This window comes from Sphingomonas sp. SDUR79 (assembly GCF_056821745.1).
The window spans coordinates 1,617,233-1,632,774 of the sequence record NZ_JBPDIN010000001.1; the positions used below are offsets into that span (position 1 = coordinate 1,617,233).

Here is a 15,542-nt window from a genome sequence, read left to right on the forward strand (position 1 = left end):
CCAGCATCATGGCCGCCACGCTTCAGCTCGATCCCGATCGCCTGTTTCCAGCCGATCCCCGCACCCGCGCCATCGCGCGTGGGCTTTATGCCGAGATCGCCCATTTGCCGATCGTCTCGCCGCACGGCCATACCGACCCGGAATGGTTCGCGACCGACGCGCCTTGGAACAACGCGACCGAGTTGTTCCTGGCACCCGATCATTATGTTTTCCGTATGCTCTACAGCCAGGGCATCGACCTCGATGCGCTGCGTGTGCCACGCAAGGATGGCGTCCCGGCCACCGACCCGCGCGACGCGTGGCGGTTGTTCGCGGCCAATTACCACCTGTTCCGCGGCACGCCTTCGCGCATGTGGCTCGACCATGTCTTTGCCGAGGTGTTCGGGTTCGAGGTCGCGCTGAATGCGACCACCGCCGACAGCTATTACGACACGATCAACGCTGCGCTCGCCACGCCCGACTATCGGCCCCGAGCGCTGTTCGACCGCTTCCGCATCGATTTCCTCGCCACCACCGAAGGTGCCGACGACCCTCTCCATCACCATGCCGCGATCCGCCAGTCCGGGTGGCAGGGCCGCGTCGTCACCACCTATCGCCCCGATTCGGTGATCGATGTCGAGCATGAGAGCTTTGCCGACGCGCTCGCGGCGTTCGCCGACCTGACCGGGGAGGATGTGCACAGCTGGACCGGCTATCTCGCTGCACACGCCAAACGCCGCGCAGATTTCCGCGCTGCCGGAGCGACCGCGACCGATCACGGCTTCGCCACCGCGCAGACCGCGAACCTGTCGCGTGCCGAGTGCGAAGCGCTGTTCGCGCGCATCGTCACCGGCCAATGGAATGCCGCCGACGCCGAGCTGTTCCGCGCCCAGATGCTCACCGAAATGGCGAAGATGAGCGTCGAAGACGGGATGACGATGCAGATTCATCCCGGCGCCTGTCGCAACCATAATGCCCAGCTGTTCCGCAGCCATGGCCGCGACAAGGGTGCCGACATCCCGACCCGCACCGATTATGTGCACGCGCTCAAGCCCCTGCTCGATGTCGTCGGCAACGAACCCGACCTGACCGTCATCCTCTTCACGCTGGACGAGAGCAGCTACGCGCGCGAACTGGCCCCGCTGGCGGGCCATTATCCCTGCCTGCGCCTCGGCCCGTCCTGGTGGTTCCATGACAGCCCCGAAGGGATGCGCCGCTTCCGCGAGATGACCACCGAAACCGCCGGCTTCTACAACACCGTCGGCTTCAACGATGACACCCGCGCCTTCTTCTCGATCCCCGCGCGACACGATGTCGCCCGGCGAGTCGATTGCGCCTTTCTCGCCCGCCTTGTCGCCGAAGGGCGGTTACAGGATTGGGAAGCCGCCGAACTCGCCGTCGACCTGACATCGACGCTGGTGCGCAAGGCGTATAAAATTGACGCCGTTCCAAGTCCGAACACGGCTTGAACATGTGCCAGGTCGCGGGTTCCACACTGCATGGGCCCGGGGAGAGCGCGGATCGGTGCCGTTGGCAACGCGTCCCAACTGAATCGAACCGGTCAGTCGGCGACTCCGCCCGATGATGCCGGGGCGGTCCGCAGCGCCGCGCCAAGCGCTGCCAGCTTTCCGTTCAACGTCTGTAACTCCTCGAGCTGCATTCCCGTCGCTTCGAGCACCGCGACGGGAATACAGCCGAGCGCTTCGTCGATCAGACGATGGCCCGCATCGGTCAGCGCGAGACGGACGACCCGCTCATCCTGCCTGTCGCGCGTTCTGGTCACCAGCCCGGCAGCTTCCAGCCGCTTGATCAGCGGCGTGAGCGTGTTCGATTCGAGGTGGAGCCTTGCGCCCAGCGCGCTCACCGTCAGGTCCTCACCGCCGCGCAACGCGACCAGCGCGAGATATTGCGGATAGGTGATGCCGAACCGGTCGAGCAACGGCTTGTAGACGCGGTTGAACGCCAGCCCGGCGGCATAAACCGAGAAGCACAGGAACTGATCGAGCGGATCGCCTTGGTCGGCGGAACGGGGAGTGTCTGTCATGCCCAGAATATAAATCGCACACGATTTAATCGCAAGGGTTGACAGCATGAGCGCATGCGCTATTTAGATCGTACGCGATTTAATCGCGCTCGATATAGAAGGGAACGTCAATCATGCGCACCATGCCTCGCCTCGCCGCTCTTGCCTCGACCGCATTGCTGGCCCTGTCGTTCGCCCCCGCGATCGCGCAGACGCTGGAGCCGTCCGCGAATGCCTTTGCCAAGGCAGCTGCGGCAGGAAAGCCGATCTACGAACTGCCCTATGCCGACGCCCGCGCCGTACTGGCGAGCGTGCAGGCCGATACGGTCGCTGCGTCCGCCGCAACCTCGACGCAGGATCTGATCTGGAAAATCGGACCCACCGGACAGGTGCGGGTGCGCATCGTGCGTCCCGCCGATGCCAAAGGCGCGCTGCCTGCGGTGCTGTATTATCATGGCGGTGGCTGGGTGATGGGCGATCGCAAGACGCACGATCTCCTGATCCGCGAACTGGCCGTGCAGGCACGCGCGGCGGTTGTCTTCGTCGAATATGATAATGCGCCGGAAGTCCGCTACCCGGTCAACAACGAACAGGCCTATGCCGCGCTGGAATATGTCGCGGCGCACGGCGCTGCGCTTGGCATCGATGCGACGCGGCTGGCCGTTGCGGGCGACAGCGCGGGCGGCAACATGGCGATCGCGGTCACGATGATGGCCAAGGATCGCGCCGGTCCCAAGATCGGCCATCAGTTGCTCTTCTATCCGGTCACCGACGATGTCTCCGACAACGCATCCTATCGCGCGTTCGGCAACGGGCCGTTCCTGACCCGCCGCGCGATGGATTATTTCCTGGCGGCGAACTACCCCTCCGATCGGCGCAAGGATGTGCTCGCCTTCCCACTGCGCGCGTCGCTCGACCAGCTGACCGACCTGCCCGAGGCCACCGTCATCGTGGCTGAAAACGACCTGCTGCGCGACGAAGGTGAGGCCTATGGCCGCCGCCTGATCGAAGCCGGCGTGCCGGTCGTCGTCACGCGCTATAACGGCACCATCCATGACTTTGTCATGCTCAACGCACTCGCCGGCAGCGAACCTGCCCGCGCCGCCATTGCCCAGGGTGCCCAGCGTTTGCGCAGCAGCTTTGCCCGTTGATCCCAAATTGAAAGGAAACTGACATGACCAAGATTCTCTATTCGACCCGCGCCACGGCAACCGGCGGTCGCGACGGCACGGCGCGCACCGATGACGGTACCTTCGAAGTGGCGCTGGCCACGCCGAAGGAACTGGGCGGCAACGGCCAGGGCAACAACCCGGAACAGCTCTTCGCCGCGGGCTATGCCGCCTGCTTCCTCAGCGCGATGAAGTTCGTTGGTACCCAGGGCAAGCATGCGCGCCTGCCCGCTGATCCCAGTGTCAGCGCAACGGTCGGTATCGGGCCACGCGCGGACAAGGGCTTTGGCCTTGCCGTAACACTCGAAATCGCACTGCCGGGTCTCGATCCGGTTGAGGCGGAGGCGCTGGTCGCTGAGGCCGATACGGTATGCCCCTATTCGCACGCGGTGCGCGGGAACATTTCGGTCGACCTCAAGATCGTGGAAAACGCCTGACCCGATCGCATTGGCCCGGACCGAACGCAGGCGGTCCGGGCCAATTGTGGTGCGCGCGGCAGCAGGGCGGGCCGGTGCTGCCCGACTGATCGCGGATATGAATGTCAGTGAAAATCGCGCGATCGCGGCAGGATGCGAACATCGCGCGGATGGCGGTTCTGAACCGGCCGGGCCACCTCATCGGGGCGGCACAGCGCCGGCTGTGGCGCTTCGTCGGCCAGGCGGCGGAGCAGATCGGTTCGGTCGAACACGCGCGACGCCATCAGATGGACCACCCCCTCCTTGCTACGCTGGACTTCCCCTTCGACCACCATCAGCCGCGCGCTCATCACCGCGCGGCGATTGATTTCGAACAGGCGCGCCCAGAGCAGGATGTTGGTCACGCCGGTTTCGTCCTCGATCGTGATGAAGATCGCATTGCCCTTGCCGGGGCGCTGACGGATCAGCACGACGCCGCCGGTGCGGACGCGGCGGCCAGCCTTGGCTGCGCTGGTTTCGGCACAGCTCAGCACTCCTTCCGCCTGCAGTACCGGGCGCAGGAAGGTCATCGGATGGTCCTTCAGCGACAGGCGGATCGTCTGGTAATCCGCCGCCACTTCCTCGCTTTGCGGCATGGCGGGCAGGTCGATCACCGGTTCGGTCCCCAGTTCGCGCGCGCGCGCGGCGGCGAACAGTGGAAGCTCGCCCGACGGCGTGCGCCGCGCCTCCCACAGCGCATCGCGCCGCGACAGGCCGAGCGATCCATAGGCATCGGCATCGGCCAGCAGCCGCAGCGCACGCGCGGGCAGGTCGGCGCGGCGCGCGAGCGGCTCGATCGCGTCGAACCGCCCCGAGGCGCGCGCCGCCACCAGCGCATCGGCCCAGTCGGCGCGGAAACCGTCGATTTGACGCAACCCCAGTCGCAGCGCCAACGCCCCTGCTGCATCGCGCTCCAGGCTGTTGTCCCACCCGCTATGGTTCACGTCGATTGCGCGGACCTCGACCCCATGTTCGCGCGCGTCTCGAACGATCTGGGCGGGGGCGTAAAAGCCCATCGGCTGCGAATTGAGCAACGCGCAGGCGAACGCCGCGGGATGATGGCATTTGATCCAGGACGACACATAGACCAGCCGCGCGAACGACAGCGCATGGCTTTCGGGAAAGCCGTAGCTGCCGAACCCCTTGATCTGGTTGTAGCAACGCTGGGCAAAGTCCGCCGTATAGCCCTTGGCGACCATGCCATCGACCATCTTCGCTTCGAACAGCCCGATCGTGCCGACATTGCGGAAGGTCGCCATCGCCCGGCGCAGCTGGTTCGCCTCGGACGGGGTAAAGCCGGCCGCGACGATCGCCAGCTTCATCGCCTGTTCCTGAAAGATCGGCACGCCATAGGTCTTGCCGAGCAACGTGCGCAGTTCATCGGGATCGTGCGGCGGCCTGGGTGAGGGAAACTCGGCCCGTTCCTCTCCGCACCGCCGCCGCAGATAAGGGTGGACCATATCCCCCTTGATCGGTCCGGGCCGTACGATCGCGACCTGCACCGTCAGGTCATAGAGATTGCGGGGTTTCAGGCGCGGGAGCATGTTCATCTGCGCCCGGCTTTCGACCTGAAACACACCGACACTGTCGCCCCGTTGCAGCATGGCATAGACGGCGGGATCGTCGGACTGGAGATCGACCTCCAGCGTGTGATCGCCCTCCCCCTGCGCGCGGATCAGGTCGAACGCCTTGCGGATGCAGGTCAGCATGCCGAGCGCGAGCACATCGACCTTCATGATCGACAGCGCGTCGATATCGTCCTTGTCCCATTCGATGAAGGTGCGGCCCTCCATCGCGCCATGGTGCAGCGGCACCGTCTCATCCAGCCGGTCCTGGGTCAGCACGAAGCCGCCGACATGCTGCGACAAATGGCGTGGGAACGGGGCGGCGAGCAATTGCCCGGCCAGGTCGACCAGGCGGCGGATTTCGGGCGCTTCCGGATCGAACCCCGCTTCGCTCACCCGCTTGTCGGGCAGGTCGCGGCTGAAGCTGCCCCATACGGTGCTGACGATCCGCGCGGTGACGTCCTCGCTCAGGCCCAGAGCCTTGCCGACCTCGCGCACCGCGCTGCGCGGGCGGTAATGGATCACCGTCGCAGCGATGGCGGCGCGGTGGCGGCCATAGCGGCGATAGATATACTGGATCACCTCCTCGCGCCGTTCATGTTCGAAATCGACATCGATGTCGGGCGGCTCGTCGCGCTCCTCCGACACGAAGCGCGAGAAGAGCAGGTCATATTCGGTGGGATCGACCGAGGTGACGCCGAGCAGGAAGCATACGATCGAATTGGCGGCGCTGCCGCGCCCCTGGCACAGGATCGGCGGCTCCTGGCTGCGCGCGAATTTCACCAGGTCGTGCACGGTGAGGAAATAGCAGGCATAGTTGCGCGCGCGGATCAGCGCGAACTCTTCGGCCAGCAACGCCGTGACCTTGTCCGGCAACACGGCGCCGTAGCGCGCCTTGGCCGCTTCGGTGACGATATGCTCCAGCCAGTCCTGCGCCTCCCAGCCCTCCGGCACTGGTTCGTGCGGATATTCGTAGCGTAGCTGATCGAGGTCGAACGCGATGCGGCCGAGCAGCAATCCGGTCTGCGCAATCGCGTCGGGACAGGCAGCGAACAGCCGGGCCATCTCCGCGGGCGATTTCAGGTGCCGTTCGGCATTCGCCTCCAGCCGCCGCCCGGCCTGGGTAATCGTCACGCCGGCCTGAATGCAGGTCAGGATATCGTGCAGCGGGCGGCAATCCGGCGTCGCATAGAGCACATCGGCGGTCGCGATCAGCGGCACGCCCGCCGCTGTCGCCAGCACCTGCAACCCCGCCAGCCGCCGCGCATCGTCCCCGCGCCGGGCCATGCACGCTCCCAGCCACACCCGCTCCGGCGCGATCCGGGCGAGCCGGGTCAGCAGCGGCTGCAACCCCGCGGGCTGAACCAGCGCGAGCGGCGGCACCGGTGCATCGCTGTCATGCGCGACCGGATCGCGATGCGCCCGCTGCGCCACCGCGCTCGACCCGGGCAGGACGATCAGCAACAGATCGTCGTGGAACGCGATCAGATCCTCCAGCCGCAGGATGCAGTCGCCCTTTTGCGCGCGCAGATTGCCGGTCGTCAGCAAGCGCGTCAGCCGCCCCCAGCCGCGCCGGTTGGCGGGATAGGCAACGATATCCGGGGTGCCGTCCACGAACACCAGCCGCGCGCTGGGAACGAACTTCAATGCGGGCGGCGGCAGTCCAGCCTCCTGCGCTGCCGTCCGCGCGTGACGCAGGGCCAGCTGGGCGCGGACGACGCCCGCCACCGTGTTGCGGTCGGCAATGCCGATGCCGGTGAGGCCAAGTTCGATCGCGCGCGCAATCAGGTCCGCCGGGTGCGACGCCCCGCGCAGGAACGAGAAATGCGATGCCGCGACCAGCTCGGCAAAGCCGGTCACGCGAACAGTCCGTGGACATACCAGAGCGGCGCGGGCCGCTCGTCATTCAGGCCGTGCCGGAACAGCCACAAGCGCCGCCCGCGCATATCCTCGACCCGATAATAGTCGCGGGTCAGGCCGGGATCGCCCGGCGCGCGGTGCCACCATTCGGCGGCAATCCGCTCCGGCCCCTCATAGCGGGTCACCTCGTGCAATGTGCGTTGCCAGCGAAAGCTGCGCGGTGGGCCATCGGGCAGTTCGGCGATCACCTCGACGCGCTGGGGCGGGTCGAACAAATGGATTGGGCGGCATGGCGGCTCACCCGAGGGCGGCGCTGGCCAGTCCTGCCGATCGCTCGCGGTCGCGGGCAGTGCGAGCACCGCCTGTTCGGGAATATGTGAATCGCGCGGCACGAAGCGGCGGATGCGCCCGCTGCCGGCACGCACGCTCAGCCGGTCGATCAGCGCCGAAACATCCTCGGCATGGACCGCCCCGCCCTCCAGTTCGAGCTGGGCAAAATCGAGCGGCTCGGCGCGCGGCACCGACAGCCGGATCATGTCGAACCCGAACCCCGGGTCGATCGGGTCGGACAGTGCGCCGATCCGCTCGGTGAACAGCCGCATGATCCGCGCCGGATCGCGCAACGGCTGTCCGCAATCGATCGCCAGATCGACGACATGCCCATCGCTGCGAAACAGCCGTGCGGTAAAGCGCCGCCCGCCTTGACGACGCGCCTCCATCGCCTGCCCCGCTTCTGCCGCCAGTTCGCCGATCACGGTCAACGCCGCGTCGGCGCGCGCAATCGGCTCGGCAAAGCGGCGTTCGAACTGCCAGGCGGGGGCGGTGTGGCGCGGCGCGATCGGCTTGCCCGACTTTCCCAGAATACGCGCCAGCAAATCGGGCAGGTCGGCCCCGAACCGCGCCGCCAGCGGGCCGGTGGGACGGGAGACCAGGTCGTCGATGGTCTTGAGGCCCGCCCCCCGCAACGCCGCCTCTGTCTCGCTCTCCAGCTCCAGCGCCGCGACCGGCAGGCGCCGCAACGCCGCCGCCTCGCTCGCCGCCGGAGCCGTCTGAAACCGCGCCAGCGCCCGCGCGCCTTCGGGCGTATCGGCCAGGGCATGGCGCAGATGCCCGGTCCAGCGCCGCATCCGCGCCTCGACCGCCTCCAGCAACCCATATTCGCCACCGAACAGATGCGCGCAGCCGGTGATGTCGAGCACCAGCCCGTCGGGCGGCTCGATCGCGACGCGCGGCGTGAACCGGTCGCACGCATCGGCAATCCGCTCCAGCCACAGCAGGTCGGCGACCGGATCGGCGTCCGCCACCGCCAGGTCGGGCACGCGCGCCCGCGCATCGGCGAGCGTCACGCCGGGCGTCAGCCCCAGCGCCATCGCCTCCGGATCGCACGCGGTCAGCCGGATCGCGCCACGCTGCCGCTCGACCACAACGCGCGGTGCGCTATCCCGTGCGGCGGAGTCCGGCGGCCCCGATCGCACCAGCCGGTCGGTCGCCAGAAAGGGAAGGAACAGCGCCAGATAGCGTCGCCGCGTCATGATCTTGATCCCGTAATTGGCCGTGTTCCCGATCCCATTCCACCCGCCAGATGCCGCCTGCCGGTCGACCGCGCTGGCGCTGCAATTCGACCGTCCAGGCCGGATATCCCGGCGCATCGGCGGCCAGCGGCACCGACGGCGCCGGCGACACCCCGATCCGCGTCTGTGCGGCACTCGGCGCCACCGCGCCGCCCACCCGCAGCAGCAGCGCAGTCACCCCCGACGCTTCCGCCAACAGCGCCAGGCGTCGGCTGGCCGTGAGGTCATAGGCACGCGGATTGCCCCACAGCTCGATCACGACGCTGCCCAGCCCGGCGCAGCGCACCGCATCCGCCGCCGCCCGCAGCACCGCCGCCGCATCGGGCAACACCCCCAGCAGCAACCGCGCCGGATCGATGCCGATCGCGGCGACACCGGGGGCGTGCAACTGACCCTGGCGCAGCTCGGCATCGCGTTCGCGCAGCCAGATCATCTCGCCGCCCAGCCGATGCGCCAGCACGCCGGCAAATCCCGCCCCGCTTCCCGCTTCGGCGGCACTCTCCGCCACCAGTTCATGCACCCGCGCGCGCATGACGCCGCCACCCAGCGCGCAATCGATCCGGTCATGCCCGGTCGGCGCATGCCCCGCAGCCTCGGTCGCAGCACGGCCACCGCGTTCGATCAACGCGATGCGCCGTTGAATCAGGGAGAGCGAATCGACACGCATGTGTTCTTTATATGTTCTGTTTTTCGGACTGTATATGCGGTTGGCCGGAATTGGTGGCGCATCGCTGGAACGTCGCCTAGATCGGACGTTACTCGCCAAAAGGAGACCCGCGTGACCCTGCCCGATCTGATCGTTCCGACCTATGTCCAGATGCTGGGTGCCTTGTCGGGCTGGCTGGGCAAGGCCGAGGCGCAGGGCAGCGCCGACGCGATCATGGCGGCGCGACTGGCGCCCGACATGTTCCCGCTCGCAACCCAGATCCGCTTTGCCTGCGTTCAGGCGCAGGAGGGCGTGTACCGCCTACGCGGCGAGGCATTCCCCGCAGCGGTCACCGAATTGCTCGACGAGGGCCGCAACGCCGGCGAGCGCCCCGGCACGATCGCCGATGCCCGTGCGCGGATTGCACAGACGCTCGCGCTGCTGGAACAGGTTCGCGGCGACATGCCTGCGATCAATCCGGCGGCACCGATTGCCCACGCGCTACCCCAAGGCATGGTGTTCGACCTGACGGCGGAGCAGTTCGTGCGCGATTGGGCGCTGCCGCAATTCTACTTCCACCTGATGACTGCCTACGCGATCCTCCGCGCACAGGGGGTGGAATTGGGCAAGGTCGATTATGTGGCGCACATGTTCGCCTACCTCCGCCCCGGCACCGCACCGGGCAGCTAAGCGTCATCCGCAAGATATAAAGAATTCTTTATATTAAGCTTGCCGAGCCACAGACGCGGGCGTAAAGACCCACTCGGAACTTGGGGGCGACCCCCTGTTTCATGATCGCGCCGGTGCCCCGAAAGGGGCTTAAACGGGAATGCGGTGCGGGTGGCCTTGGCCGTCCAAATCCGCAGCTGTCCCTGCAACTGTAAGCGGTGAGCGCGATGCACCGGCTCCTTTCGGGGGAGCAGCCACTGGACATCCGTCTGGGAAGGCCGTGCATCAAGCCCTGACCCGCGAGCCAGGAGACCTGCCGGCGCATGGTCGCTCTTGCCTTGGTCCAGGGAATGGCCGCGGCACGGTCCTCCGTCTGAGCGACGAACCAAGCGGCGGGGGCCGCATCGGTGTCGTGCGTCAGGCGTTCATGCGCCCGGCTGGCGCGTGCATACCAGCCGTTCAGACTGGACGGCAGGCCCCTGCCCTCGTTGCACGGCGCCGGGGGTCAAGTTTCCCATGTTGAAGTTACTGTCCGTATCCACACTCGCCATCGCTGCGGCATCGCCTGCGTTTGCGCGCGAGACTGTCATTGCCGAAGACGCCAGCGAGACGGTGGTCGTCACCGCATCGCGCTCCGGCGAAGCCGTCCCCGTCGATGAGGTCGGCGCGTCTGTCACTGTGATCGATGCTGAGGCGCTGGAGCAGCGTCAGACGCGCAATCTGTCCGACGTGCTGCGCGATGTGCCGGGCGTCGCGGTCAGCCGCCAGATCGGCGGGCTGACGCAGGTCCGCATCCGCGGGACCGAGGGCAACCATGTCCTCACGCTGATCGACGGGATCGAGGTATCCGACCCGTTCCAGGGTGAATTCGATTTCAGCGGCGTCCTCGCGGACAGCGCAGCGCGGGTCGAGGTGCTGCGCGGTCAGCAAAGCTCGCTCTATGGTTCCGACGCGATCGGCGGCGTGATCCACTACCTCACGCTGACGGGCCGCGAGGCACCGGGGTTCAGCGCGCGGATCGAGGGCGGTTCGTTCGGCACGGTGAGCGCTGCGGCGCGCGCGGCGGGCGTTTCTGGGGATTTCGATTACGCACTTTCGGCGACCGGCTATCTGACCGATGGCACCCCGACCGCACGCGGCGGCACCCGCAATGTCGGGTCGGAAAGCGGCGCGCTGAGCGGCAAGTTCAACTGGACGCCGAGCGACAGCCTGACGCTGACCGGCGTGCTGCGCTATGCGGTGACCGATGCCGACGCGAACAATAGCGACGGCAACCCGGCCAGCCCGACCTTCGGCTACACGATCGACAGCCCCGGCGTGCATTACCGCAATCGCGGATTTTACGGCCTGCTCAGCGCCCAATTCAGCGCGCTCGACGGGCGCTGGACCACAAGCCTCACGGGCCAGTTCGCCGATACCGAGCGGACGATGTTCCGCGCCAATGACGTGGTCGATTTCGGCAATGTCGGCACGCGCTACAAGGGCTCGCTGGTATCCAGCCTGCGCTTCGGCAGCGACGCGGTGACCCACCGCCTGACCGGCGCGGTCGATGTCGAGCGTGAGGAGTTCCGCAATACCACGCCGGGCACAGGGTCGCCGTACGACGCCTTTACCGGCAAGCGCAGCACCGACAATCTCGGCCTGGTCGCGCAATATGAGCTGACCGCTGGCGGCTTCGCGGGCGGCGCGTCGGTGCGGCACGACGACAATAACCGCTTCGACGACGCCACCACCTGGCGCGTGCAGGGCAGCTATCGCCTGCCCACCGGCACGCGCGTGCGCGGCGCCTATGGCACCGGGGTCAAGAATCCGGGCTATTACGAACTCTACGGCTTTTCGGACGGCCGCTATATCGGCAACCCGAATTTGAAGCCGGAAAAGTCGGAAGGCTGGGAAGCCGGGATCGAGCAGAGCTTCGCCGACGAGTCGATCACGTTCGGCGCGACCTACTTCGATTCCACGCTGAAGGGCGAGATCTACACGACCTACCCCGCCCCGACCTATGTCGCGACGCCGGCCAATCGCACGACCCTGTCCAAGCAGCATGGCGTCGAACTGTTCGCGAGCGCGCGTCCCATCCCACAGCTACGGTTCGACGCGAGCTACACGCATCTCGATGCCGAAGAAAACGGCGTCGAGGAAGTGCGGCGGCCGGGCGACATCGCCAGCTTCAACGCGACCTATATCTCCAGCGACGAGCGGCTTTCGACGACGCTGACCGTGCGGCATAACGGGCGGATGACCGATGTCGCCTTCACCGACCCCAGCTACACCCCGGTGCGGGTGTCGCTGAAGCCGTACACGCTGGTGAACCTGAACATCGCGTTCGACGTGGTGGAGAAGGTGCAGTTGTTCGGCCGCGTCGAGAACCTGTTCGACGTCGATTACGAAGAGGTGTTCAGCTTTGCGACCCCCGGCATCGGCGCGTTCGCCGGTGTGCGCGTAAAGCTGTAATGCAACGCGTTGGCATCGCATTGGCGATCGCGGTGATGACGCTGCCGGTTTCGACCGGCAGCGCTCCGCCGCCGCGTGCGCAAGCCGCGTTGCCAATGCGCGTCATGTCGATCAACCAGTGTACCGACCAGCTGGTGCTGATGCTGCTGCCGCCCGATCGGATCGCATCGGTCACCTGGCTGTCGCGCGATCCGTTGCTGTCGCTGATGGCAGCGCGGGCGCGCGACGTGGCGGTCAATCGCGGTGAGATCGAGGATGTGGTGCGGCAGCAGCCGGACCTGATCGTCGCCGACAGCTTTGGATCTGCGGCCACCCGCGCGGCGCTGCGCCGCTTCGGCTTTCCGATGGTCGAGGTCGCGCAGCCGCAGAGTTTCGACGAGATCCGCGCCACCGTCCGTACGCTTGCCGCGCAGTTCGGCACCGTCGAGCGCGGCGAGGCACTGATCGCGGGGATGGACGCGCGGCTTGCCGATCTGGCGCGCCGCCCGCCACTCAACCTGCGCGTCGCGTCGTGGAGCGGCGATGGCCTCTCGCGCGGCGAGGGCGCGCTGTACGACGCGGTGCTCGACGCGGCGGGCGCGCGCAATGCGGCGAAGGAGGGCGTCGCCGGCACCGATGTCGAGGCGTTGCTGGCGCTGAACCCCGATATCCTGGTCGCGCCAGTCGGCGGCGTGGTTGGGCAGAGCCTGCGCGATCGCGTCGCGCGGCAGCCGCTGGTGCGCAGGCAATGGGCCGGGCGGCAGGTCAGCGTCAGCCCGCGCGCCTATATCTGCGGCACGCCGCTGATCGCCGAGGCGGCGGCCGTTCTGCGCGATCAGCTTGAGGCGGCGCGATGAGCGGGCGGTTGCTGATTCCGGTGCTGGTCCTGCTGACGCTGGTGCTGGCGCTGATCTCGCTCGGCATCGGCACGTTGGGGCTCGATTATGCCGGATGGCTCGGCGGCGAGACCAGCGGGGCGGCACGGCTGACCGGCGTGGTCATCACCGAGATCCGCATGCCGCGCATGCTGCTCGGCGTGCTGACCGGCGCGGTCCTCGGGCTGTCGGGTGCGGTGTTGCAGGGGTTGCTGCGCAATCCGCTGGCCGAGCCTGGGCTGCTCGGCATTTCGGGCGGCGCGTCGCTGGGTGCGGTGATCGCGATCTATTACGGGCTGGCGGCGGTCGCGCCGCTGGCTGCTCCCTTGGCGGGGCTGGCCGGAGCGATGGCGGCGGGGTTTGCGGCGTTGCTGCTTGCGCGCGGTGGGGGGACGTTGGCGCTGATCCTCGCTGGGGCTGCGATTTCGAGCCTTGCGGGCGCTGGCATCAGCCTTGCGCTCAACCTCGCGCCCAATCCCTATGCGGCTTATGAGATCATGACCTGGCTGATGGGGTCGCTCGCCAATCGTGGGTGGGAGGAGATCCTGCTGGCCGCGCCGCTGATCCTGCTCGGTGGCGGCGCGCTGCTCGCCACCGCCCGGTCGCTCGATGCGCTGGCGCTGGGCGAATTGCAGGCGGAGAGCCTGGGCGTCGATGTGCGGCGCACGCGGCTGCTGGCGCTTGCGGGCACCGGGCTGGGTGTTGGCGCAGCGACCGCCGTGGTCGGGACGATCGGATTTATCGGGCTGGTCGCGCCGCATCTGGTGCGGCCGTTTGTCGGGCATCGCCCGGGCGCGACGCTGGTTCCTGCAGCGCTGGCGGGCGCGGCGCTGCTGACTGCGGCCGACATCGCCACGCGGCTGATCCGGCTCGACAGCCCGATCCATCTCGGCGTGTTCACCGCGTTGGTCGGCGCGCCCTTCTTCCTGTGGCTGGTGCTGCGGATGCGGAGCCGGACGCCATGACCGCGCTCACCCTCGAAGCGATTACCCTGAAGCGCGGCGGGCGGCTGGTGCTCGATGGCGTCGACGCGCGGTTCGCGGCGGGGCGCCTGACCGCCGTCATCGGCCCCAATGGCGCGGGCAAGTCCAGCCTGCTCGAGGTCGCGGCGGGGCTGCTGACGCCGGAGCGCGGCAGCGTCCGGCTGGGCGACACCCCCCTGCCCGCGCTGCGGCGACAGGAGCTGGCGCGGCGGCGGGCGTATCTGCCCCAGCGTGTCGGCGTGGACTGGCCGATCAGCGTCGAGCGAGTGGTCGCGCTGGGCCTGCTGCCCCAGCTTCCGGCATTTGGCGGGCTGCCCGCCGCGTTGCTGCCCGCGATCGACCGCGCGCTGGAGGAGTGCGACCTGCTCGGCCTGCGCGACCGGCCCGCCACCGACCTGTCGGGGGGGGAGCTGGCGCGCGTGCTGCTTGCGCGTGCGATCGTCGGCGATCCCGAACTGCTGATCGTCGACGAGCCGACCGCCGATCTCGACCCTCGCCACGCGATCGATGCGATGCGCCGGTTGCGTGCGCGCGCCGATGCCGGGCGGACGGTGGTGATGGCGATCCACGACATCGACCTGGCCTTCCGCTTTGCCGACGATGTGGTCGCGGTGCGCGAGGGACGGATTCTCGCCGCCGGTCCGGCCCCCGAGGTGATGCGCGAGCAGACGCTGTCCGCACTCTACGACGTGCAGGTGCGGATCGTCCGCGACGAATATGGCCCGACGATCCGCTTCCTGGATTAACCCCCTATCGTCTGGGCCAGCACCCAGATGCCGATGGCGAGGAACAGCAAAGCGGCGACGATGCGCACGGTCTTCATCGGCACGCGCTTGACCAGTTCGTTGCCCAGATAGACCGCGGGGACGTTCGCCAGCATCATGCCGAGCGTAGTGCCCGCCGTGACCCAGCCGACCTCCGCAAAGCGGGCGCCGAGTGCCACCGTCGCGATCTGGGTCTTGTCGCCCATTTCGACCAGGAAGAAGGCGATAGTGGTGGTGAGGAACGGCCCGAAGCGCGCGGGCTTGTCCTCCAGATCGTCGATCTTGTCGGGGACCAGGGTCCACGCCGCCATCGCGATGAAGGAGGCAGCGATCAGGTAGCGGAACCAGACCCCCTCCAGCAGCGCCGCCGCCTGTTGCCCCACCAGCGCCGCGAGGAAATGGTTGGCGAGGGTCGCGACAAGAATGCCCGCGACGATCGGCAAGGGCCGCTTGAACCGCGTCGCCAGCAGGATCGCGAGCAATTGCGTCTTGTCGCCGATTTCGGCGAGCGCGACGACGGCGGTGGAGGTGAGAAAGGCTTCCAAACAAC

General features: G+C 67.6%; 13 protein-coding genes and 1 riboswitch. Of the genes, 8 read left to right on the forward strand and 5 right to left on the reverse strand.

Going from position 1 to position 15,542, the window contains the following annotated elements; all coding sequences use genetic code 11:
• Window positions 1–8 precede the first annotated feature (8 nt).
• Window positions 9–1,448 (forward strand): glucuronate isomerase, encoded by a 1,440-nt coding sequence (gene uxaC, locus ACRYLO_RS07870; RefSeq protein WP_482659651.1) that lies wholly within the window; start codon window positions 9–11, stop codon window positions 1,446–1,448.
• 92 nt (window positions 1,449–1,540) lie between these two features.
• Here uxaC and ACRYLO_RS07875 read toward each other — a convergent pair whose 3' ends face one another.
• The gene (locus tag ACRYLO_RS07875; protein WP_482659652.1) at window positions 1,541–2,023 is read right to left on the reverse strand and encodes a MarR family winged helix-turn-helix transcriptional regulator; all 483 of its coding nucleotides are present in this window, start codon (window positions 2,021–2,023) and stop codon (window positions 1,541–1,543) included.
• A 113-nt stretch (window positions 2,024–2,136) separates the two neighbouring features.
• On the opposite strand from ACRYLO_RS07875, the gene ACRYLO_RS07880 reads away from it, so the two are divergent.
• Together ACRYLO_RS07880 and ACRYLO_RS07885 are read left to right on the forward strand one after the other, a co-directional pair.
• Window positions 2,137–3,153, forward strand: coding sequence for an alpha/beta hydrolase (locus tag ACRYLO_RS07880; RefSeq protein WP_482659653.1), 1,017 nt, complete (start codon window positions 2,137–2,139; stop codon window positions 3,151–3,153).
• A 23-nt stretch (window positions 3,154–3,176) separates the two neighbouring features.
• The gene (locus ACRYLO_RS07885; RefSeq protein ID WP_482659654.1) at window positions 3,177–3,608 is read left to right on the forward strand and encodes an organic hydroperoxide resistance protein; all 432 of its coding nucleotides are present in this window, start codon (window positions 3,177–3,179) and stop codon (window positions 3,606–3,608) included.
• Between the two features lie 104 nt (window positions 3,609–3,712).
• Here the strand turns inward: ACRYLO_RS07885 and ACRYLO_RS07890 are convergent, their stop codons facing one another.
• From ACRYLO_RS07890 to ACRYLO_RS07900, 3 genes are read right to left on the reverse strand one after another with little or no spacing between them, the layout of a single operon-like run.
• Window positions 3,713–7,051 (reverse strand): error-prone DNA polymerase, encoded by a 3,339-nt coding sequence (locus ACRYLO_RS07890; protein ID WP_482659655.1) that lies wholly within the window; start codon window positions 7,049–7,051, stop codon window positions 3,713–3,715.
• The gene (locus ACRYLO_RS07895; protein WP_482659656.1) at window positions 7,048–8,583 is read right to left on the reverse strand and encodes a Y-family DNA polymerase; all 1,536 of its coding nucleotides are present in this window, start codon (window positions 8,581–8,583) and stop codon (window positions 7,048–7,050) included. The genes ACRYLO_RS07890 and ACRYLO_RS07895 overlap by 4 nt, the downstream gene beginning before the upstream one ends.
• Window positions 8,489–9,289 (reverse strand): ImuA family protein, encoded by an 801-nt coding sequence (locus ACRYLO_RS07900; RefSeq protein ID WP_482659657.1) that lies wholly within the window; start codon window positions 9,287–9,289, stop codon window positions 8,489–8,491. The genes ACRYLO_RS07895 and ACRYLO_RS07900 overlap by 95 nt, the downstream gene beginning before the upstream one ends.
• Before the next feature lie 111 nt (window positions 9,290–9,400).
• On the opposite strand from ACRYLO_RS07900, the gene ACRYLO_RS07905 reads away from it, so the two are divergent.
• The 5 genes from ACRYLO_RS07905 (at window position 9,401) to ACRYLO_RS07925 (ending at window position 14,974) form a co-directional block, all read left to right on the forward strand.
• Window positions 9,401–9,958 (forward strand): DUF1993 domain-containing protein, encoded by a 558-nt coding sequence (locus ACRYLO_RS07905; RefSeq protein ID WP_482659658.1) that lies wholly within the window; start codon window positions 9,401–9,403, stop codon window positions 9,956–9,958.
• 94 nt (window positions 9,959–10,052) lie between these two features.
• Window positions 10,053–10,272, forward strand: a riboswitch (cobalamin riboswitch).
• 184 nt (window positions 10,273–10,456) lie between these two features.
• Window positions 10,457–12,391: a TonB-dependent receptor plug domain-containing protein gene (locus tag ACRYLO_RS07910; RefSeq protein WP_482659659.1), complete on the forward strand. Its 1,935-nt coding sequence runs from the start codon at window positions 10,457–10,459 to the stop codon at window positions 12,389–12,391.
• Entirely contained in the window at window positions 12,391–13,227 is an 837-nt protein-coding gene (locus ACRYLO_RS07915; RefSeq protein WP_482659660.1) for an ABC transporter substrate-binding protein, read from the forward strand. Before ACRYLO_RS07910 ends, ACRYLO_RS07915 begins: the two co-directional genes overlap by 1 nt.
• Window positions 13,224–14,210, forward strand: a complete 987-nt coding sequence (locus tag ACRYLO_RS07920) for a FecCD family ABC transporter permease (RefSeq protein ID WP_482659661.1) — start codon at window positions 13,224–13,226, stop codon at window positions 14,208–14,210. The genes ACRYLO_RS07915 and ACRYLO_RS07920 overlap by 4 nt, the downstream gene beginning before the upstream one ends.
• On the forward strand, window positions 14,207–14,974 hold the full coding sequence (locus tag ACRYLO_RS07925; RefSeq protein ID WP_482659662.1) for an ABC transporter ATP-binding protein: 768 nt from the start codon (window positions 14,207–14,209) through the stop codon (window positions 14,972–14,974). Before ACRYLO_RS07920 ends, ACRYLO_RS07925 begins: the two co-directional genes overlap by 4 nt.
• Here the strand turns inward: ACRYLO_RS07925 and ACRYLO_RS07930 are convergent.
• On the reverse strand, window positions 14,971–15,537 hold the full coding sequence (locus ACRYLO_RS07930) for a TMEM165/GDT1 family protein (RefSeq protein WP_482659663.1): 567 nt from the start codon (window positions 15,535–15,537) through the stop codon (window positions 14,971–14,973). The genes ACRYLO_RS07925 and ACRYLO_RS07930 overlap by 4 nt on opposite strands.
• Window positions 15,538–15,542 lie beyond the last annotated feature (5 nt).